Below are 19,664 nucleotides of genomic sequence, written 5' to 3' on the forward strand. Positions count from 1 at the left end.
GTCTTTGTCGACAAGCCCTACGACAAGCTCGTCTCCGCTGATACACGCTTCTGGCACGCCAGTGGCGTCGACCTCAAGCTGGACGCCAACGGGCTGAAGTTGTCCACGCAGTCGCTGGTCACCGTGATGCTTGGCGGCGTAGCCTTCCAGGCTCCGGAGCACTCCATCGCCCACACCGCGGCGGTCGAAAACACCGAGTTCCTGCTGGCGGCGGACCAGTCAGAAGCCATGAGGGAACCGGAGGAGCTCGCCCCTGCGCTGGCGGTGCTCAACTTCGATCAGTCGGTGCGCGGCTTGTCGCCAGGTGCGCCGGTCGATTTCCGCGGCGTGACCGTTGGGCAGGTGCGCTCAATCGGTATCGAATACCAACGTGACAAGAAGGCCTTCCGCTTGCCCGTGGTGGTGGAGCTTTATCCGTCCCGCATGGGGCTACTCGAGAAGGACGTGGCTGACGACACGCGCAAACTCGCCATTGTGCATAGCCTGGTCCAGCGCGGCATGCGTGCGCAGTTGCGCACCGGAAACCTGCTGACCGGCCAGCTATATGTGGCACTTGATTTCTTTCCGAAGGCGCCTCTGCCGGCTGATCTGGACCTGGACGCGTCGCCTCCGCAACTTCCGACTACACCGGGCGGCTTCGACGAGCTCCAAGCGAAACTCGGCGACATCGTGACCAAGATCGGCAAGGTCCCGTTCGACCAGATTGGGCAGGATGCGCGCACGGCGATGGTGTCGATGAACAAGATGCTCGTCAACGCGGACAAACTAGTCGCACAGGTCAATGGCGATGTGGCACCGGAGGTGCTGGCGGCGCTGCAGGATGCGCGCCGCACGCTCGCCACGGCCAATGGCGCGCTGGCGCCCGACGCATCACTGCAGCAGGATACACGGCGGATGATGCAGGAACTCACACGAACAGCCGCTTCGCTACGCACGCTCACCGACTATCTCGAGCGACACCCGGAAGCACTTCTTCGCGGCAAAAGGGAAGCGGAATGATGAAACCACTGACGATACTGTTTCCGCTGGCCGTCGCGGCCACGGCCTTGATGAACGGCTGTGCGTCGCCTGAACCGCACTACTACACGCTGGCTGCCAGTCCCACGGGCGCCTCGACGGCCGGGCGAGCTAGCCGGACAGGAGGCCCTCTATGGATCGAAGTGACGCCGGTGCGTGTGCCAGAGCGCCTGAATCGTCCTCAATTGGTGTTGCGTGACGGTACCAGCGGTGGCGCCAAGGTGTTCGACACATCGCGCTGGACGTCCCCATTGCCCGATGAACTGCGGGATGCGCTGTCGCAGCAACTGCAATCGAGTCTTGATGCGGTCGATTTCTACCAGCACGGACTGTCGGCGACGCAGCGGGCGTATCGCGTGACGACCGAGGTGGTAAGCCTCGACGCCGATGTGGGCAAGCAGGCCACGGCAACCATCACCTGGTCCGTACGGCGACTGCCGGACGGCAAGGTCCTGAGCGGCCGCACTGAAAAAGAAGTGCCGGCACCGGGGCAGGTGGATGGCGTGGTGAATGCATATCGGGAGATCCTCGCCGCAACCGCGGCCGACATAGCGGCTGGCTTGCGGTCCCTTGACCGCTAGACGTGAAACCCCCCGCACATTGCCCGTTCTTCTGGTGCATACTCCAATGTTCTGAATGTTAGGCGATTGGAATGACGGGCAATCGAACCAGGGGGATTGAGCGGCCGGAGCTGTCGGCTGAACGGGGCGTTTCGCAATATCAGCGGCTGGCTTCGTTGCTGAGGTATCGGATCGCGAAGGGCGAATATCCGCTCGGCATGCTGCTGCCCCCGATCACGCAGCTCGCGGCTGACCTGGGCGTCGCCGTTGTTACCGTCCGGCAAGCATATGAGCTGCTTTCTAAAGAAGGGTTAATCCGTAGCCAGCGAGGCATCGGGACTCACGTGGCGGCCGTGCCCGTCGCCATGGGCGACATCGAATTGGCGATCAACGATCCGTTTGCCGCGCCTGAGGCGCTCGCCTTTGACGTAATCGAAGTCCGGCGCCGCACCAGGGTGCCGCAGGAACTGCTCGGACCAGGCGACCAGCCGAACGGCGAATACGTCTGTGTCCGCAAGCTGCACACGTATTCTGGCGAACCGTTTTGCTACGCGGAGATCTATGTGTTGACCTCGATCTTCGACTCGTTGCCCAAGGATACCGCCAAGAAAAAGAAGCTTCTCGCCGCAGTGCTCGATGAGTTGGGCTCACGCGGCAAACGTGTGCGACAACGCATGACCGTGATGCCGGCGGATTTTCCTCTGTGCGACATGCTCAACATCCCGTTCGCCTCGCCCGTCGCCAAGATGTCGCGATGTCTTCTCGATGGCAAAGGTAGCGTACTGTACGCCGGCGTCACCTGGTATCGGGGCGACCGCTACGTCTCCGAAGTCGATATCCCCGCGTCCGCATTGAAGGCGGTGCCCGCCATCACCGAACCCCAACGCCGGCCAGCTACCGAGCGCCAGCAGGGCTAAAGGCCTCTCGTTCAGCCTCTAGGGTAAACGAGGGCAGCAAACTCCTTCCTTAGCCCCTAACATTCCAACATTAGAACTTTAGACGTATTCAGCGACATGCGGGCCAGGCAGCGACCAGCCAGGCTTCACATGGAACGGGACGCTTCTATTCCTCCGGCCCGTTGCCGCCGCAACTCTGAGTTCCCCGCCGCACCGGCGTGCCTCTTCTGTCTCATCAAAGGAAGGTTTCCTTCCACTGTTTCACATCCTCTATCAAAAGGAGACAACTCATGGATGCAAAAATTCTCGCGCAGCCCACCACGTCCACTGGCGCCCCGCTGCCGCTGCCAGCCCTGCCGCAGGACAAGCTCCTGACCGTCAACATCGAGCAGATCCCGCTGATCAAGGATGTCTTTCCAGGCATCCATATCAAGCCGCTGCGCCTGGACCCGGAGCGCGGAGAGTGGGTCTTCATGGCCATCGTGGAACCTGGTTGTTCCCTGCCGATTCACTACCACACCGGTACGGCGCAGGTGTGGACGATTCAGGGCTGCTGGAAGTATCGCGAGTACCCCGACCAGCCGCAGACGGCGGGCTCCTACCTGTACGAGCCCGGCGGCTCGGTGCACACGTTCTACACCCCCGAGGACAACACTGAGGACACGATCACCATCGCCTGGATTGAAGGCGCGCAAGTGAGTTTCAACGAGGACGGCACGTTCCACTCGCTCAATGACGCGCTCTCGATCCAGTACGCGATCCAGACTCTCGCGGCGGCGCGCGGCATCGGACCGGTGCCCTACGTCCGCGGCAACGGCGCCGAAGTTATCGAGGGATAAAAAGCGACTTACACCAAGGCAGGCCGCTCGTCGGCCTGCGCGGTGCCGTTCCTCTGCTCCTTACCGACCAGGGTGTACGACACCGACAGACCAATGAGTGACGATCCATTAATCCCGAGATTGAGCGAGTGCAACATGAGAATGATGAAATCCCAGAGGATGCAGATCTTGCCGATGCTGATTCTGCTCGTGTTGCTGGCGACGCCGCTAGCCGCAGGAGCGTGGGAGCGCGGCAGGGTTGAAACATTCGCCACTTTGCCCGCGGGCGAGGCGCATCCCGAGGGGATCACCGTGGACCGCGAGGGCAACGTCTACGTCGTCACGGTGGCGGTGGAAAAACCCAGGACGAGCGAGGGCGCACTTCTTGTGTTCGACCCACAGGGCAAGCACCTGCGCACTGTCAGCATCAAGGGCTCGAGCCGATTGTTGCTTGACCTCGGCTTCCATCCCCGGACGGGCCAGTTGCTCGTGGTCGACTACCTTGGCGCGAAGGTCCTGAGCGTCGATCCCAGGACGGGTGCCTCGTCCGTGTTCATGACGGTCAGCGGCAAGAACCCCGGCCTCGACGGGTTGACGTTCGACCCCGCCGGAAACGTCTACGTGACCGACGCCCACCAGGGCATCATCTGGAAGGTCGGACCCGACGGCGGCGAAGCGTCGGCATGGGTCACCAGCGCGCTGCTGAAGCCCACGCGGATACCGCCGACCATCGGCGCCAATGGCCTGGCGTTCAACAACAAGAAGACGGCCTTGTTCGTCGCCAATACGTCGAACGACACCATTGTCAGGATACCGGTGACCGGCTCGACGCTCGAGCCCGGCACGCCTGAAGTCTTCGTCAATCGGATCGGCGGCGGACCCGACGGCGTGAAGATCGATGAGCACGACAATCTCTGGATCGCCTGCAACCAGTCCAACGAGATAATCGTGCTCGAGCCGACGCAGGGACAGGTGATTGCCAAGCTCGGCGACTTCGGCGGCATCGATCGCAAGGGCGCACCCATCGGTTTTCTCTGGTCGAACAGCCTCGTTTTCCACGGCGGCGACGTTCTTGTCACCAACCTCTCGCTCGATGTCGAGACGTCCCTTGCGCAGCTCAGTGACGAGCTTGGCCTGGCGCATCTCATGGGCAAGAACCTGCGCACCATCGACGGCCCGTGGGCGCAGCAGGTGAAGCTCCACACCATCTCGAAGATCAAGAAGCGGATACCAGAGCTAACCAGGCCGGAGCTTGATCGATGATCGACGTGTGGTTGCAAGCCAAATGTCGCGATTCGGCAGCAAACGGTGGCCCTCGGGCCAGCGTCATACACTGACCGACCGAGATGAGAAGGATATGAAGAAAGAGCAGACAACGGGGCCGCTGGCCGGCGTAAAAGTCGTCGATATGACGTCAGTATTCATGGGGCCCTCTGCCACCCAGATGCTGGCTGATCTTGGCGCCGACGTGATCAAGGTCGAGAGTCCGAGCGGAGACAGCACGCGCGGCATAGGTCCTTGCGGCAATGAAAAGCTCGGGCCGCTCTTCCTGGGCCTGAACCGCAACAAGCGCAGCATCGTGCTTGACCTGAAAGCGCCCGCGGGCCGGGAGGCCCTGCTTTGCCTGGTACGAGATGCTGACGTACTGGCCTACAACGTGCGCCCGCAGGCCATGCAACGTCTGGGGCTGGACTATGAAACGCTGTCGGCCAACAATCCGCGCCTTGTCTATGTCGGCATGTTCGGCTTTTCGCAGCGCGGACGCTACGCGCCCCAGGCTGCCTTCGATGATTTGATCCAGGCCGCAACCGGCCTGCCGCTGGCCGTTTCGCTGGGCAGCGGCGACAGTCCCCGATACCTGCCGATCACCATCGCGGATCGCTCGGTGGGACTCTATGCTTTCGGCGTGATATGTGCCGCCCTGTATTCGCGGACGAGCACCGGCAAGGGCCAGCGCGTCGATGTCCCGATGTTCGAGACCATGGTTCCCTATGTGATGGGAGACCACCTGTATGGCGAAACCTTCGTCCCGCCCAAGGGCGGCTTCGGGTATCCGCGCCTGCTCTCGCCCGAGCGGCGCCCGTACCGGACGAAGGACGGACATGTCTGCTGCCTGATCTATCACGATCATCATTGGCGGGCTTTCCTCAAAGTCATTGGCAAGCCAGACTTGTACGACACCGATCCGCGCCTCGCCAACCTCAACACCCGCACCGCCAATATCACCGACCTATATGCCATGGTCAGCGACGAAATGGCCAAGCGCACCACCGAGGAATGGCGCACCCTGCTCAAGGAGGCCGATGTTCCGGTCTTCCCGATGCACACGTTCGAGTCGCTGCTGGACGATCCCCATTTGCAGGACGTCGGTTTCTTCAGCGAATCGGACCACCCGGTCGTCGGGCGTATCCGGGAGATGGCCGTGCCCAGCGAATGGCATGGCACCCCACCGGCCAGCCGCAGCCATGCGCCTAGCTTGGGTGAGCACAGCCGTGAGGTACTGCGTGAGGCCGGCTACGACGACGACGCTATCGATACGCTGTTCGCGTCAGGCATCTCCAGGGATGGGGCAAGAGCGCAGCGAACCGAAGGAGATACTGCCCATGAATGATGAACTGCTGTGCGAGGTCCGGGACGCTGCACTCTACCTGACCATCAACCGGCCGGAGCGCCGCAATGCCATCACCCAGGGGGTGCTGCAGGGACTTCGCGACGGCATCCTGCGTGCCAATCGCGATGCCGACATTCGCGCTGTGATCATTACGGGAGCGGGCGAACAGGCATTCTGCGCCGGCGCCGATTTGCATACCGGAAAATCGTTTCGGTTCGATTACGCGGATCCCTACCAAGGGATGGCCGACCTGTTCCGCTGCGCCAGGCAGTCAACGGTGCCGCTGATTGCACGGGTCAACGGGGCCTGCATGGCAGGTGGCATGGGGCTGATGGCGATGTGCGACCTGGCGATCGCGAGCGAAGGCGCCTTCTTTGGTCTGCCGGAGGTCAATGTGGGTCTGTTCCCGGCGCAGGTTCTGAGCGTGTTGCAGCACCTGCTGCCACGTCGCAGGCTCACCGAGCTATGCCTGTGCGGCGAGCGGATTTCGGCGAGGGAAGCGCTGGCCGCCGGACTGGTCAACTACGTCAGCGACGATCTCGACGCGGAGATGGACCGCTTGCTGGCCCGCATGCTGAATAAATCGCCTGCCGCCATCCGTCGCGGGCTGTACACGCTCAAGCATATGGAAACCATGTCGTTCGAGCAGTCCATGGCATTCACGGAAAGCCAGATAGGGCTGTTTGCACTGACCGACGACGCGCGCGAAGGGCAGTTGGCATTCCGCGAGAAGCGCCAGCCCATGTGGACTGGTAGATAGGGAGATGGGAATGGACGCGAAAACGGTACGCATTGGCGGCGCTTCTGGCTTCTGGGGCGACAGCAGCGTCGGCGCGCCACAGCTTGTGCGCCACGGCGATATCGATTACCTGGTGTTCGACTACCTGGCCGAACTGACCATGTCGATTCTCGCCGCTGCCCGATTGCGCAAGCCGGAACTGGGTTACGCCACCGATTTCGTGACGGTGACGATGAAGGCCCTGATTGGAGAGATCGCCGCACGCGGGATCCGCGTGGTCAGCAACGCCGGTGGCATGAACCCGCACGGGTGTGCGCAGGCCATTGCCGCTCTGGCAGCGGAACAGGGTCTGGCGTTGCGCATTGCTGTGGTGGAAGGCGATGACGTGATGCCCCTGCTCCCGCAGTTGCGCGAAGCCGGTGTGCAAGACATGCAGCAAGGCCGCCCGTTGCCAGAGCACGTGGTCAGCGCCAACGCCTATCTGGGAGCGTTGCCGATCAGGCAAGCGCTGGACCAGGGAGCCCAGATCGTCATCACGGGACGCTGCGTGGACAGTGCCGTGACGCTTGGCGTGTTGATGCACGAGTTCGGATGGCATGCGGACGACTATGACCGCCTCGCTCAAGGCAGTCTGGCGGGTCATATCATCGAGTGTGGGTGCCAGGCGACGGGCGGCTTGCATACCGACTGGGAAAGCGTGCCGGATTGGCACAACATCGGCTATCCGGTGGTCGAGTGCCGTTCCGACGGCACCTTCGTTGTCGGCAAGCCCCCCGCCACCGGGGGACTGGTCAATACTGCTACGGTCGGCGAGCAGGTGCTGTACGAGATCGGCGACCCGAAAAACTACCTGTTGCCTGACGTCACCTGCGATTTCACGCAAGTCACCCTTCGGCTGGCCGCACCGGATCTGGTGGAAGTTAGCGGCGCACGCGGGCGGGCCCCGGGCCCTGCCTACAAGGTCTGTGCCACCTACGTCGACGGCTTTCGCTGCAACGCGCAGCTTTCCATCGTCGGCGTCGACGCCGTCGCCAAAGCGGAACGCACGGCGGAGGCGATCCTTGCCCGCACGCGCAAGCTTTTTGGCGAGAACGGCTGGGGCGACTACAGTCGTACCCTGATCGAGGTGCTGGGGGCAGAGTCCTGCTTTGGGCCACATGCTGCCGTCCGACACACCCGCGAGGCGGTGATGCGACTGGCGGTCATGCATCCGGAGAAGGCGGCGCTGGAATTGTTCGCGCGTGAGATCGCCACGGCAGGAACGAGTTGGGCGCCTGGCACAACTGGCTCGAGTAGTGGGCGTTCCAGTCCCTCTCCATCGATCCGCCAGTATGCATTCCTCCTCGACAAGAGCGCTCTGAGCCCAACGGTAGTGATAGGCGGTGTACGCACTGGCGTGACCATTCCTTTGGGTGGGCCGGCAGCACCGGTCGCGCCTGCGTCGCCTGCATTCGTTGAACAGACGGGCACGAGCCCTGCGGGACACGATACCGTCGAAGTTCCATTGATACTGCTTGCCTATGGCCGCAGCGGCGACAAGGGCGATACCTCCAACATCGGACTGATTGCCCGCCAGCCGGCGTATTTGCCCGTGCTGCGGGCCCAAGTGACGGCGAGCCGTGTGGCTGACTGGCTTGGGCACTTGGTCAAGGGGCCGGTGACCCGCTACGATCTGCCCGGCTTCGAGGCTATGAACTTCGTGTGCGACTCGGCACTGGACGGCGGTGGCATGGCGTCGCTGCGCAATGATCCCCTTGGCAAGGGCATGGCGCAGATCCTGCTCACGATGCCGGTGCGCGTGCCGCGGGAGCTGTTGTCATGACGCGGAGCGCGTCCAACGCCAACCCCGCTGCCAACGAGGTCGTCACCCTGGCCGACGATGACACCGGCGGCGTGACGCGATACAGACAGCTCGCCAGCGTCATCCGGCACAAGATCGTATCGGGCGAGTACCTGGTCGGCGTGCAGCTGCCCACCGTTGACGACCTGGCGCAGACCTATGGGATCGCCAAGGTCACTGTGCGCCAGGCCTTCGCGGTGTTGACGGAAGAGGGCTTAGTTAGCAGTCAGCGCGGTCGTGGCACCCACGTCATCAAACAGCCTTCAGCGCCGGGGGATGGGCTGCGCTCGGCCATCAATGACGAATCTGCCCACGGCGACGAGTTGGAAATCCGCATTCTCGAAATGCGTAAGGGGTTGGCGCTGCGACCAGGGCTGGCCCCACGTGGCACGCCGCTGGACAGCTATGTAATGGTGCGCAAACTGCATATGCACGGCGGCACGCCGTTCTGCCTGATTGAGATGTATGTGGCCTCGTCGGTGTTCGCCCGCTTCCCGCCCGGCGGCGAAAAGCACCATAAGCTCGTTCATTTGCTGCGCCAGGTCGAAGGTGAACGGCTAAGCACGATGCAGCAGACCATGACGGTTGAGCCGGCCGACTACATCCTGGCACGCGATCTCGACTACGGCTTCGGCGCGCCAGTCGCCAAAATCGTACGGTCAACGCTGGACATCGACGGCAATGTGCTGCTGGCAGGGCTGTTCTGGTATCGCGGCGATCGTTTCATCCTGGATTTGGAGTTGCCAGCCAAGTTGACCGAGCACTACCCGGCGCTGGCCATCCCGGACAGCCGCCGCTGAGCGGGACAGACCTCACCATTGAGCAAGGAGACATCAGAATGACATCACGCTTTGTACGGAGGGCCGCAGACGTGCCCGCGTATGCACCGGCCAACCACACAGGAACGGCGAACCAGCGCGTCATCGGCAAGGAGACTGTCGGCGCGCGCCGGCTCGAAGTGCTGTTGGGCACGATTTCGCGAGGCAACGGCGCCTTGCCGCATGCACACCCAGGCCTGGAGCAGGCGTCTTTACTGCTCGCTGGCGAGGGCCTCGGCGAACTACCAGGCAAGCAGCGCATCTTGCGCGCTGGGGACTGGAGCTTCAATGCCGCCGGCGTCTTCCATCGCTTCGAGGTCATCAGTGACGAACCGGTACGGGTGATGGTGATCTACGCACCCCCGTACAGCGAAAACCCGAACGCAGCAGTGATCGCGACTGGTCCGGACGACCTGCGCCTTCAGGCTGGTGCCGCCGAAGTTCGCGACGTTCCTCTCAGCACCGAAGGGATCGGACTGCCGCACTACCTTGGCGCGCTCGTCAAACCGGTCATCACTCGCCAGACCGTCGACTCGCAATTTCTCGATATCTACATGGTAGACCTTGATCCAGATGGCAGTGCCGAGTCGCACAGACTTGGCGAGACCGAGCAGGTGCTCTTCGTGCGTAGCGGCACGATCCACGGGCACATTGAAGGCGAGAGCTTCGCCGCCGAGGCTGGAGAGTGGGTCTACGTGCCAGAAGGTGCGGAGTTCAGCCTCGAATCGGCCGGCGGCACGCGTGAGCTGATCCTCATTCGCGCGCACGATTCGCTGTCCTGACGCAAGCCCGACCAAGCAGCTTGGTCAGTATCCCCGAGGAAACGGAAGGAGACAAGATGGTCCAGCGATTTCTCCGGCGACGCATGCTCGCCCTGCTGTCCGGACTAACGGCTGCTTGCGCGGCGTCGCAACTGGTGTGGGCCGCTGGCCAGAGCGAGTATCCGAACAAAATTGTCCGTGTCGTGGTGCCGTTTCCCGCAGGCAGTGGCACGGACAACACCGCGCGCTACATTGCGCAGACCATCACTGCCCAAACCGGCCAGTCCGTCGTCGTAGAAAACCGCCCCGGTGCCAACGGGTTCATCGCTGCCACGGCGGTCGCGACAGCACCGGCCGATGGCTACACGATGCTCATCACGACAAACACAACACACGCGACCAATGCATCCCTATTCAAGTAGCTACCCTATGATCCCATCAAAGACTATGCGCCGGTGTCGTTGATTGCGCAGCGAGACCGCGAAATGGGCAAAGGTAATCAAAGCCGCTGGCATTGAGCCGGAATGACCTTCGTCATCAGCAATGCAAGATCACCACTAACGCATGAAAGGAAATGGCATGGGCAACTTCACAGTAACATCGCATGAGTTCAAGGATCTGGATGCGCTGCAACTCGTGCATGAGTTCGATGGCTTTGACGGCGCGGGCCAGAACCGTTCGCCCGCGCTGCAGTGGCAGGGCGCACCGGAAGGCACCAAGAGCTTTGCGCTGACGCTGTACGACCCGGATGCGCCGACCGGCAGCGGCTTCTGGCACTGGGTCCTGTTCGACATCGATAAGTCCGTCAACCAGCTCGCCGCAGGCCTGGGCTCCTCCGACGCCACTGACCTGGGCGCCAGCGGTACTCAGGCTGCCAACGACTACGGCGCCACTGGCTACGGAGGACCCTGCCCGCCCACTGGCTTGCCCGCGCACCGCTACATCTTCACCGTGCACGCGCTGGGCGTACCGAAGCTTGTGGGGCTGCCGGCCAACCCGACCAACGCGGTGGTGCGCTTCATGATCAACCAGAACACCCTCGCCACGGCCACCCTGACCGGCCTCTACAAACGCTGAGTGCGTGCATTGCTGTGACTGTTTGAACGGCCGGCCAGTGCTCCAAAAAAGCTCCCCACGTCAGGACGTATCCTCCAGCAGCTCTCTTGCATGACGCCACGGTATCAACTCCCTCCGTGAAGAAACCATCGCACTGGACGTCTCCATTGTCTGACGAACTGCGCGATGCGCTGTCGCAGCAATTGCAATCGAGTCTAGATGCGGTGGACCTACCAGCACGGCCTATCGGCGACGCAGCCGCGTTCCGCGTGACGACCGAAGTGGTAAGCCTCGACGCCGATGTGGGCAAGCAGGCCGCGGCAACCATCACTTGGTCCATACGGCGACGGCCGGACGGCAAGATTCTGAGCGGCCGCACTGAAAAAGAAGTGCCGGCACCGGGGCAGGTGGATGGCGTGGTGAATGCATATCGGGAGATCCTCGCCGCAACCGCGGCGGATATCGCGGCAGGTGTGCAGTCCCCCTGATTGCTAGACGTGAATCACCTCGCACATTGTGCACGATGAAGCGGGCGACGAGCCCGCTTTTTTGCGCCGTCTAGGTGTTAACGACATATCCGTCATCATGACATATCGACTATTATTGAATCGGTGAACGACGTCGCCTGCCCCACATGCCGACGTCGCAAGCGCCGTGGCCCCTCTCCGGCGGCATCAGACACGACGCCAATCCAAAACAATGACAAATGGACCGCATAGCGGTTGGAGACCTCATGTCCATGTCAACAGGAATACTCCGTCAGCCGGAGTCCCATCCAGAGAGTCGGCTGCCACCTGCCGTGCAACGACTGATTCGCCCTCAGCCATGCCGAAGCGCTGTGGAGTTGGCATTCCTTCGGTGCGAAAAGAGAGACCTGGTGGCGACTGAATGCTTCTGGCGCTATTTCGGCATGCATGTGGTCGACGCTTCGCCTGACCGACTCACCGTGCATGACCTCAGGACGGCACCCTGCGTTGCCGTGGCCGAACGTGCTTGGAGCGGGAAAGCGCCACACCAAGGCTGCATACGAATCCTGCCAACGGAAGCCCGCGCTAAAGGCCGACGCAGACAGGATTTCGTTCGCTCTCTTCATATTGCATTCGACGTCATGATGATCATCACGTCACAAAAATGTCGGGCACCATATCTGGCGACGCCCGGCTGATTCCAGGAGACGCCATGACCCGCCAGCCCCGCAGCGTGCTACGCACACCACCGGCTTTCCCCGAAAGCGCGCTGCCTGCCTTCGTTCAAAAGATCGAACGACCCGAGGCCTTGGTTAAGGCCCAGGCGCTTGCCTTTCTGATGTTCGAGAAGCGCGACCTGTGCGCAACAGAGACGTTCCTGACGGATTTCGGTATGCGCTGCGTATCGCGCACCGACAGTCAACTGCTCATGCGCGGCGCCGGCGCCCAGCCCTGCTTGCTAATGGTGCGGCAAGGCCGGCGTTCGCGCTATCTTGGCGCGGCCTTTACAGTGAGCAGCGAGAATGATCTGGCCCGCCTTGAGGCTACGGGCAACGCGCGTCGACTGCCGCCCGACACGATTCCAGGCGGTGGAGCCGGCGTCGAACTGATCGACCCAGCCGGGAATCTTCTATGGTTGGTGACCGGTCAGCAGCCGGTCGACCTGCAGCCGTTGCGGGAACCGTTGCATGCGCTCACCAACGGCCCGGGAAAGCTTCGGCGCGTGAACGCAACCGTTCGACCTCCGCTGGAGCCCGCCGCCGTGATCAAGCTCGGCCACGTGGTACTCCAGACCATCGACTTTCCTCGCATGGCGCGCTGGTATATGCGCCATCTCGGCTTGATCCCGACCGATGTTCAGTATCTGGAAGACGGATCCCCCAACCTCTGCTTCTTCCGCCTGGACCTTGGCAGCACGCCTTCGGACCATCACGCCTTTGTTCTCGCCGGTGGCATCGAGGAGAAGTACGAGCACAGCGCATACGAAGTCCTTGACCTTGATGCGCTCGGTCAGGGCCAGAACGTAATGCGCGCGAATGGCCACCGCCATATGTGGGGCATTGGCCGCCACGTGCTAGGCAGCCAGTTGTTTGATTACTGGTTCGATCCCGACGGCATGGAGTTCGAGCACTACACCGACGGCGATGTCTTCACCGCTGACCATGAAACCCACTACGTGCCCCTGGAAATGTCCGGGATCTGGGCATGGGGCGACGACGTGCCCGCCAGCATGGGTGTCAAGCGCGATCTCACCACAGTCTTTCGGGTCGCTCGGCTGCTGCGTCTCGGCCGGTTGTCCATGGCGCGGCTGAAGCTGCTCGGACGCGCGATGACCCAGGCGAGGCCCTGGCTCTAGGCCTGGGCTCCCGAACCCGTACGAATTTCAGATCTCAAGGAGAGCAAATGGCCGTCAAGGTAGTCCGATATTTCCACGGCGACGAGCCCCGCTGGGGCGTGGTCCACGACCGTCGCGTCGCGCCCCTGTCGTGCAGCGCCGCCAGCACCGCCGACTTCGTTGCGAACGGCCTCGAAGCCGCGTGGCGCAGCACGCCAGATCAAGCCACGCTGCCGCTCGATGGTGTCAGCCTTTTGCCAACGATCACTCCCGATCGCCAGTTCCTGTGTCAGGGCATCAACTACGCCAGCCATGTGCGCGAGTCCGGCATGGACCCGGACAAGATCGGCTTCAACACGCTGTTTACCAAGGCTCCGTCATGCCTTGCGCCTGCCGACGCCGACGTGGTGCGGCCAGCGCATGTGCGCCTGCTCGACTATGAAATCGAACTGGGCCTCGTGATGCGCAAGCCGCTGACCGCTGCGGTCAGCGTCGCGCCGGACCAACTGCACGAGTTCCTCGCCGGCGTAACCATTGTCAACGACATTTCCGCCCGCGACATCCAGCTGCCGCAGGCGCAGTTCTACAAGGGCAAGAGCTACCGCAGCTTTGGCCCGGTGGGCCCTTACCTGGTACTGCTGAACGCCGAAGAATGGCAGCGCTGGCCCGAGCTCCACATGCGACTGCATGTCAACGGGCAGCCTCGCCAGGAAGCCTATTGCGGCGACATGATATTCAAGCCACACCAGACGCTCACAGAGCTGTCCGTCCTGCACGACCTCCAACCCGGCGACCTGATTGCCACTGGCACGCCGGCCGGCTGCGCCGCTCGGGCGCCGGGCAAGCTGGCGATGTGGGTGTCCCGGCACGTTCTTTCCGAGACCGCGAAATGGCGTGCTTTCATCAAGAAGGGTCTGTCGAACCCGGCTTACCTGCAGCCGGGCGACATCGTGACCGCGTCAATCCGGACCGATGATGGCGCCATTGACCTCGGCGAGCAGCGCAACCATGTGGTAGCGGCATGAGTACCGCCATTCTCACCACCGTCAATGGCTTCGGCGATGCCTTCGCACTGTGGTTGCGCCCGGCACCCTGCCCAGAGCCTCGTCCCGGCGAGATCGTAGTACGAGTGGAGGCTGCAGCGGTCAATCCCATCGACGTGCGCCGCCGCGATGGCTACGGCAGGACGCTTTTCTCGCTGATGGGCGCAGCACGCATGCCCCTCGTGCTCGGCAATGATTTTGCCGGGACGGTATGCGCGGTGGGGCGTGGGGTGACCGGGTTGCGCGAAGGCGATGCAGTGTTCGGCGCCAAGCCACCGTCTAACGATGGCACGCACGCCACTCATGTGACTGTGCGCGCGGAGCACGTCTGCCTCAGCCCACCGAACGTCCCGACCGCTGCCCTCGCGACGCTGCCTTACAACTTCCTGACCGTCGCGCGCGCGTTCGCCGACGCCGGCATCTCCCACGATGCCGTAAAGGGGCGACATGTACTCGTCCACGGCGCGACAGGTGGCCTGGGCCAAGTTGCTGTTCGATTGCTGCACGGAATGGGCGCGACAGTTACCGCCGTTGGTGGAAGCCAAGGACTTGAGGCTTGCCGGGCCGGAGGGGCCGCGGAGTTGGTCGATCGACACCGTCAACCACTGGCGACTCTGCCGCGGCATTTCGCCGCCACCTTGAATTTTGCCAATTGGGAGGATGAAACAGCTCTGCTGCGATTGCTCGCACCCGATGCAGTCGGCCACGCAACCACAGTCCATCCGCTGCTCAGCAATTTCGATCGACTGGGCCTGCTGGCGGGAGGCGTGGCCACGCTGATTGACAAGCGTGACCAACGCCGCATGAAGCCGAAAAGTGCGCGCTATGGGTGGACGGTATTCCGCCCGAATGCCTCGGCCTTGCGGTCGCTGCCCCACTGCGCTGCCGCGCTGACGCCGCCCTCGGTGAAGACCTTTGCGCTCGCGCGGGCCGAACAAGCGTACCTGCACGTCAAAGAGCGGCGGCTCGGGCGGGCCGTCCTGCTGCCCGGACAACTTTGACAAGAAAACAAGACTAAACATGGAGACAAGCATGCCCGATTCGACCTACAGCCCCGGGACATATTCCGGGGCCATCCAGACCCAGGCCGACATCGATGCCTTCGAACGCACGCCATGGCAGGACAAGCTGCCCGTCCAGAATACTTACGAATTGCTGTGCCGTGCCTGCGACCGGCACCCGGATAGGACCGCGCTGCGCTTCATCATGACCGGGGATGCGGACGCGCCTGCGTTCGTGGTTGACTACGCGACCCTCAAGACGCGCGTGACGCAGGCGGCCAACGCCTTCCACCGCGCCGGTGTCACCGCCGGCACGGCGGTGACACTGCTGCTGCCCAATCTGCCGCAAACTCATTACGCCTTGCTCGGCGCGCAGGCGGCGGGCATCGCCAGCCCAATCAATCCGATGCTGGAGGTGGACCATATCGCTGCCATCGTCGACGAAACCGGTGCTGGAGCGCTGGTCGCGTGCGCCCCTGCAGCGGACAGCGCTCTTTGGGACAAGGCTGTCGCCGTGGCCGATCGTTGCCCGTCGGTGCGAACGCTGTTCGTTGTCAGTGTCGCGCCGTATCTTCCTGCTGCGGAGCGCGCGCGACTTGACGCAATCTTTGACGCCGCGTCAAGGCCGAGCCGCCCTGAGGTGAAAATCGTCCATTTCGATCAGGCGCTGGCGGAGGAGCCGTCGGACACGCTGGTTTCGCGGCGCCGCATCGTCGCGACTGACATCTGCTCCTACTTCCACACCGGGGGCACCACCGGTCTGCCGAAAGTCGCAACGCACTCGCATCTGAATGAAGCCTTCGTCGCGACGATGCTCGATGCGATGATGCCGTCGGCTTTAAGTGTCTCGATGGCACGAAACTGTACTGAGTCTTGGTGGCGCTCCTCGCGCTGCGACTCTTTGCGGATGTTGATGCCACTCCAATCGATTACTTCCATCCGCTCTGGCGAAAAAAGTGGCGCAGCCGCCCTCAGTTCCGTATGCAGATTCCCCTCGAGTTTGGAACCATCAGCGAACCAGAACGTTGGCGGAAACTCGGTGAAAAAATCGCATAGGTCGATGGTCCTTCCCCTGTGAATCTCCGCCCTGCTGACGCCGTCGTAGGTAAACGCGAAGTCTGCCTGTGCACCATGCCCCACGAAGTTCAATCGAATCCGTACTTCACTCGTCTCCGTGAATACACGGATCCCCAAGGGTTCGGCTGCAGAGCACTCGAGCACCTCGATGCCAACGTTTGTGAGGTGTTCTCTTTGGGTGACGCTGAATGCAATCGCAGTCGCCGACTCTACGTAGTCGAGCAGTTCGTTAGGCCAGTCTACGCCCACAACGACTGATGATGGCCTGTTTTCGACCAGTCGAGGAATAAGGGTTCCGCGGAGGACTTCCTCCGGATCGATTTCGTCATCTGCGATCTTTTCACCCGCTCGCTTGCACCAAGCTGAAAACGAGTTCATTCGCAATCGCAGATTCGACCAGACGCGCCCTCGTTTGCCAGCCCCCATGGTCGTTTGCTCGCCTTGCTCGAAGCCGACGCCAGCAAGAACAGCCTTCGTTGTGGTAGCTAACGTCGCCTCAGAAATCCTCGCGCCAACATCTGGCCCCATTCGACCCGTGTATCGGATCTGTCGCCCAAGCTGTTCGTCCAACCCGACGTTTGTGAGCATGAGGCGGTTAATGCCGCCAAACACCCGAAAAACGTCAGGAGCCGTGACTAGCGACACGTCGTTGCCACATAGCGCTCTAGCGAATTCATTGTAGTTGCCATTGTTGGTCGAGCCATGGATATACAATAGCGCCCTAGGCTGGTCCCACACTGCTATACAAAGCTCCCACACCGTGCCGTCGAGGGACGAAATATCGGTCCACGCGACGCCCTGTCGCCTCGCCGCAATGACGATGAGGGTCCGTTCCTCGCTGTTCAGAATCGGATAGATATTTTCGGCCTCGGAGCTTCCCCGGAATGCTCTTCGATAGTTGTTCGGCTCCCAGTCCACACAGCGGGTTCTATAGACCACCATGCTGGCAGCGGGATGAATCTCGGCAAGGGGAATCTCCGGAAGCTCTCCAACGAACCCGTGCAAGAACTCTTGTGCGTCAACTTCTTGCCCAATAGCACTGTCGCTCAATTCAGGGAGCAAGAGGTTCCAATCGGGATCCTGAGCATATAGCGCCCTCAGCTCATCGCGTAGATTCACGTCAGCCGTGTTTGCAATAAAGACCGGGTCGCCAAGATCCGGCCTGGCTCGCGTAAATCTGCCAGCAAGTTGCAGCGTCACGGCCAAGCTCTTCCGAAGGTCATGGAAGGCTGCAATCTTGAGTTCTGGCATGTCGAAGCCTTCGCCCAGCATGTCAACGCAGACAACGATCCTTGCTTGACCGCTCTCCAGCATTTGCCGCGTCTCTGTTTGTTCCCGCACGGGCATGGAGCTGTGAAGCATGACCGGGTTATATCGCCCTATTTCGCGATAGAGCTCAAGGACTTCGGCAGCGCGAATCTTCGTCGCAACACGCGCCATTGCAACATGTCTACCAGTTGGATCAACTTCCAGCTCATGAACCACGCTGGCGGCAATGTCCCGGTCAGCGCGACTTGGGTTAAATGCGTAGACTGGTCTGAACTGGATAGGACGGAAGTAGCCATCCTGCTGCGCCAACCTTAACGGGTAAACATACAGAATCTTCCCATCCATCGGGGCCCCGTCTTCCCGGAAAGGCGTAGCTGTAAACTGGAGTATCGGCCGGCCCCGCAACTTAAAATGCGACTTGAATTGCTTCCACGTAGGCGCCTCGGCGTGATGAGCTTCGTCTATGAACAGATGAGAACACAGTTCAGCCATCTTGCTCTGCACTTCATCAGAGCACCCTCCGGCAAGCGCACTTGTTGTAACGATGACATTGCAGCGACCGAAGAACTCATCTACTTCCGCTGGTGTTGTTGGCCGGCGTGTCAACGTCCCGACCACTGGCCTAGTGGCCGTAGCGTCGAGAACCATGCAATTTGGATGCTTCAATATCCCGAGGGTGAAAAACTTCTCTGCAATCTGGCTTCGAAGTGCATCCGTCGGCACCAAGACCAACAACCGCTCACACATCGCTGTTACCAGAGTCGCTAGCATCGTCTCTGTCTTTCCAGTTCCGGTCGGCATAACGACCGTCGCGACGCCAGAACTGGTAGACCAATGTGCATGAATCGCGTGAAGCGCTCCGATCTGCGGTTTGCGAAGGCCAATTCGACCGTCACCCGCCTCGCTCTCTCCGACATATTTGAATGCAGTACGCCAACTAGACCTAGCCAAATCGCTAGGATTTTCATGCGCTGGCTGTGGAGAAAACCATTTGGCCTTGCGAAGGTCCACCTCGTCGACCCCGGAGGGGACCCGCGCTACTATTGAGGCTCCGTCTTGCGGGACGTGTTGCGGCAGCGGCGACCGATGGAACACGTAGAAAATCCTGCCGCTCTCGGCTTCAAACATCCATCCCTCGGCCGATGGGATGGTAAAGCGTGTCATGCTTGCCTCAAGAGTTTGAGATGGCAATAAGAGTTGCTGAATAACGCCATTCGTATACTTTTCGTCTACGCCCATGACTGGCGGTAACTGCAGCCTCATATGGTATCCGATCTATTAGAATTCTTATGACAATCGCGCATGCCTCGTGCCGCCCGCACCTGATCCGCCCATGAACCAGGAAGAGAAAATTCGTCGAATCGGCCAAGTTGAATGCCGCCAAATTAATGCATCAAAACCAATACATTTATTCTGCCTAGCAGTTGCGCTTGTCGAGAATTGATGTCCCTCGGTGGGCAGGAATCTTTGCACAGATTTAATGCGGACTCCATACCGCGTTCGGGGTGCACGAGAACGGATATCTAAGCGACAGCCCTTGCATACCGGTGCACCGCGTTTTGGGTGGCATGAATGACGCATTACGAGCCCACCAATACGTCAAGTAGAACCTCGGATGTTCACGGAACTTTCTTGCTCCGCGGCTGGGGTAACGTTTCGCTCCAGTCGGTTCGGCGCGATCTGGCAAATACTGTTCAAGAGAACCATCGCGACCGCCCGATGCTCCTCATTGCTCTACTGCTGGCTGACCGCGCCACCTGGTGGCAGCAGACGGCGGCCAGTGAAAATCTTGCATCGGCAAAAACTCGGCCATCGCATCCGGACACCTATAGCCCGTACGCTCCAGTTCATCAGCCA

At 61.4% G+C, this 19,664-nt stretch carries 16 protein-coding genes and 2 pseudogenes; 17 read left to right on the plus strand and 1 reads right to left on the minus strand.

Features of this window, described 5'->3' with window-relative positions; genetic code table 11:
• The 17 genes and pseudogenes from B552_RS0112170 to B552_RS28415 form a co-directional block, all read left to right on the plus strand.
• The coding region (locus B552_RS0112170; RefSeq protein WP_019449297.1) for an MlaD family protein at nucleotides 1-999 on the plus strand (999 nt) is incomplete at its 5' end.
• A complete protein-coding gene (locus B552_RS0112175) occupies nucleotides 996-1,598 on the plus strand; it encodes an ABC-type transport auxiliary lipoprotein family protein (RefSeq protein ID WP_019449298.1) in 603 nt (200 codons plus the stop codon). The genes B552_RS0112170 and B552_RS0112175, both read left to right, overlap by 4 nt.
• A gap of 71 nt (nucleotides 1,599-1,669) precedes the next feature.
• Nucleotides 1,670-2,494, plus strand: a complete 825-nt coding sequence (locus B552_RS0112180) for a GntR family transcriptional regulator (protein ID WP_019449299.1) — start codon at nucleotides 1,670-1,672, stop codon at nucleotides 2,492-2,494.
• 269 nt (nucleotides 2,495-2,763) lie between these two features.
• The gene (locus tag B552_RS0112185) at nucleotides 2,764-3,312 is read left to right on the plus strand and encodes a 2,4'-dihydroxyacetophenone dioxygenase family protein (protein WP_019449300.1); all 549 of its coding nucleotides are present in this window, start codon (nucleotides 2,764-2,766) and stop codon (nucleotides 3,310-3,312) included.
• A 174-nt stretch (nucleotides 3,313-3,486) separates the two neighbouring features.
• Nucleotides 3,487-4,554 carry an SMP-30/gluconolactonase/LRE family protein gene (locus tag B552_RS0112195; protein ID WP_193352183.1) on the plus strand — a complete coding sequence of 356 codons (1,068 nt, stop codon included), beginning with the start codon at nucleotides 3,487-3,489 and terminating at the stop codon, nucleotides 4,552-4,554.
• A 94-nt stretch (nucleotides 4,555-4,648) separates the two neighbouring features.
• On the plus strand, nucleotides 4,649-5,902 hold the full coding sequence (locus B552_RS0112200) for a CoA transferase (protein ID WP_019449303.1): 1,254 nt from the start codon (nucleotides 4,649-4,651) through the stop codon (nucleotides 5,900-5,902).
• Entirely contained in the window at nucleotides 5,895-6,662 is a 768-nt protein-coding gene (locus tag B552_RS0112205; RefSeq protein ID WP_019449304.1) for an enoyl-CoA hydratase/isomerase family protein, read from the plus strand. The genes B552_RS0112200 and B552_RS0112205 overlap by 8 nt, the downstream gene beginning before the upstream one ends.
• Before the next feature lie 10 nt (nucleotides 6,663-6,672).
• Nucleotides 6,673-8,463: an acyclic terpene utilization AtuA family protein gene (locus tag B552_RS0112210; RefSeq protein WP_019449305.1), complete on the plus strand. Its 1,791-nt coding sequence runs from the start codon at nucleotides 6,673-6,675 to the stop codon at nucleotides 8,461-8,463.
• The gene (locus B552_RS0112215; RefSeq protein WP_019449306.1) at nucleotides 8,460-9,281 is read left to right on the plus strand and encodes a GntR family transcriptional regulator; all 822 of its coding nucleotides are present in this window, start codon (nucleotides 8,460-8,462) and stop codon (nucleotides 9,279-9,281) included. Before B552_RS0112210 ends, B552_RS0112215 begins: the two co-directional genes overlap by 4 nt.
• Before the next feature lie 38 nt (nucleotides 9,282-9,319).
• Nucleotides 9,320-10,081, plus strand: coding sequence for a cupin domain-containing protein (locus B552_RS0112220; protein ID WP_019449307.1), 762 nt, complete (start codon nucleotides 9,320-9,322; stop codon nucleotides 10,079-10,081).
• A gap of 56 nt (nucleotides 10,082-10,137) precedes the next feature.
• Nucleotides 10,138-10,479: pseudogene (locus tag B552_RS0112225) on the plus strand (tripartite tricarboxylate transporter substrate-binding protein); the annotation flags it as partial.
• 160 nt (nucleotides 10,480-10,639) lie between these two features.
• Nucleotides 10,640-11,137: a YbhB/YbcL family Raf kinase inhibitor-like protein gene (locus B552_RS0112230; protein ID WP_019449309.1), complete on the plus strand. Its 498-nt coding sequence runs from the start codon at nucleotides 10,640-10,642 to the stop codon at nucleotides 11,135-11,137.
• A gap of 116 nt (nucleotides 11,138-11,253) precedes the next feature.
• Nucleotides 11,254-11,604 (plus strand): ABC-type transport auxiliary lipoprotein family protein, encoded by a 351-nt coding sequence (locus B552_RS27455; protein ID WP_348599760.1) that lies wholly within the window; start codon nucleotides 11,254-11,256, stop codon nucleotides 11,602-11,604.
• A 691-nt stretch (nucleotides 11,605-12,295) separates the two neighbouring features.
• Nucleotides 12,296-13,438, plus strand: a complete 1,143-nt coding sequence (locus B552_RS0112240; protein ID WP_019449311.1) for a VOC family protein — start codon at nucleotides 12,296-12,298, stop codon at nucleotides 13,436-13,438.
• A gap of 47 nt (nucleotides 13,439-13,485) precedes the next feature.
• Nucleotides 13,486-14,442, plus strand: a complete 957-nt coding sequence (locus B552_RS0112245) for a fumarylacetoacetate hydrolase family protein (protein WP_019449312.1) — start codon at nucleotides 13,486-13,488, stop codon at nucleotides 14,440-14,442.
• Nucleotides 14,439-15,461: an alcohol dehydrogenase catalytic domain-containing protein gene (locus B552_RS0112250; protein WP_019449313.1), complete on the plus strand. Its 1,023-nt coding sequence runs from the start codon at nucleotides 14,439-14,441 to the stop codon at nucleotides 15,459-15,461. Before B552_RS0112245 ends, B552_RS0112250 begins: the two co-directional genes overlap by 4 nt.
• 31 nt (nucleotides 15,462-15,492) lie before the next feature.
• Nucleotides 15,493-16,539, plus strand: coding sequence for an AMP-binding protein (locus tag B552_RS28415; RefSeq protein ID WP_237718199.1), 1,047 nt, complete (start codon nucleotides 15,493-15,495; stop codon nucleotides 16,537-16,539).
• Nucleotides 16,540-17,762: 1,223 nt separating this feature from the next.
• On the opposite strand, the pseudogene B552_RS29180 reads toward B552_RS28415, so the two are convergent.
• Nucleotides 17,763-19,070: pseudogene (locus B552_RS29180) on the minus strand (DEAD/DEAH box helicase family protein); the annotation flags it as partial.
• Between the last annotated feature and the right edge of the window lie 594 nt (nucleotides 19,071-19,664).

It is taken from the genome of Cupriavidus sp. BIS7, from assembly GCF_000292345.1.
Taxonomy (GTDB): domain Bacteria; phylum Pseudomonadota; class Gammaproteobacteria; order Burkholderiales; family Burkholderiaceae; genus Cupriavidus.

Excerpts from the sequence above, each read along its gene's own strand:
- B552_RS0112175 (WP_019449298.1), top strand. The coding sequence starts at position 996 with ATGATGAAACCACTGACGATACTGTTTCCGCTGGCCGTCGCGGCCACG.
- B552_RS0112180 (WP_019449299.1), top strand. The coding sequence starts at position 1,670 with ATGACGGGCAATCGAACCAGGGGGATTGAGCGGCCGGAGCTGTCGGCT.
- B552_RS0112185 (WP_019449300.1), top strand. The coding sequence starts at position 2,764 with ATGGATGCAAAAATTCTCGCGCAGCCCACCACGTCCACTGGCGCCCCG.
- B552_RS0112195 (WP_193352183.1), top strand. The coding sequence starts at position 3,487 with ATGCTGATTCTGCTCGTGTTGCTGGCGACGCCGCTAGCCGCAGGAGCG.
- B552_RS0112200 (WP_019449303.1), top strand. The coding sequence starts at position 4,649 with ATGAAGAAAGAGCAGACAACGGGGCCGCTGGCCGGCGTAAAAGTCGTC.
- B552_RS0112205 (WP_019449304.1), top strand. The coding sequence starts at position 5,895 with ATGAATGATGAACTGCTGTGCGAGGTCCGGGACGCTGCACTCTACCTG.
- B552_RS0112210 (WP_019449305.1), top strand. The coding sequence starts at position 6,673 with ATGGACGCGAAAACGGTACGCATTGGCGGCGCTTCTGGCTTCTGGGGC.
- B552_RS0112215 (WP_019449306.1), top strand. The coding sequence starts at position 8,460 with ATGACGCGGAGCGCGTCCAACGCCAACCCCGCTGCCAACGAGGTCGTC.
- B552_RS0112220 (WP_019449307.1), top strand. The coding sequence starts at position 9,320 with ATGACATCACGCTTTGTACGGAGGGCCGCAGACGTGCCCGCGTATGCA.
- B552_RS0112230 (WP_019449309.1), top strand. The coding sequence starts at position 10,640 with ATGGGCAACTTCACAGTAACATCGCATGAGTTCAAGGATCTGGATGCG.
- B552_RS0112240 (WP_019449311.1), top strand. The coding sequence starts at position 12,296 with ATGACCCGCCAGCCCCGCAGCGTGCTACGCACACCACCGGCTTTCCCC.
- B552_RS0112245 (WP_019449312.1), top strand. The coding sequence starts at position 13,486 with ATGGCCGTCAAGGTAGTCCGATATTTCCACGGCGACGAGCCCCGCTGG.
- B552_RS0112250 (WP_019449313.1), top strand. The coding sequence starts at position 14,439 with ATGAGTACCGCCATTCTCACCACCGTCAATGGCTTCGGCGATGCCTTC.
- B552_RS28415 (WP_237718199.1), top strand. The coding sequence starts at position 15,493 with ATGCCCGATTCGACCTACAGCCCCGGGACATATTCCGGGGCCATCCAG.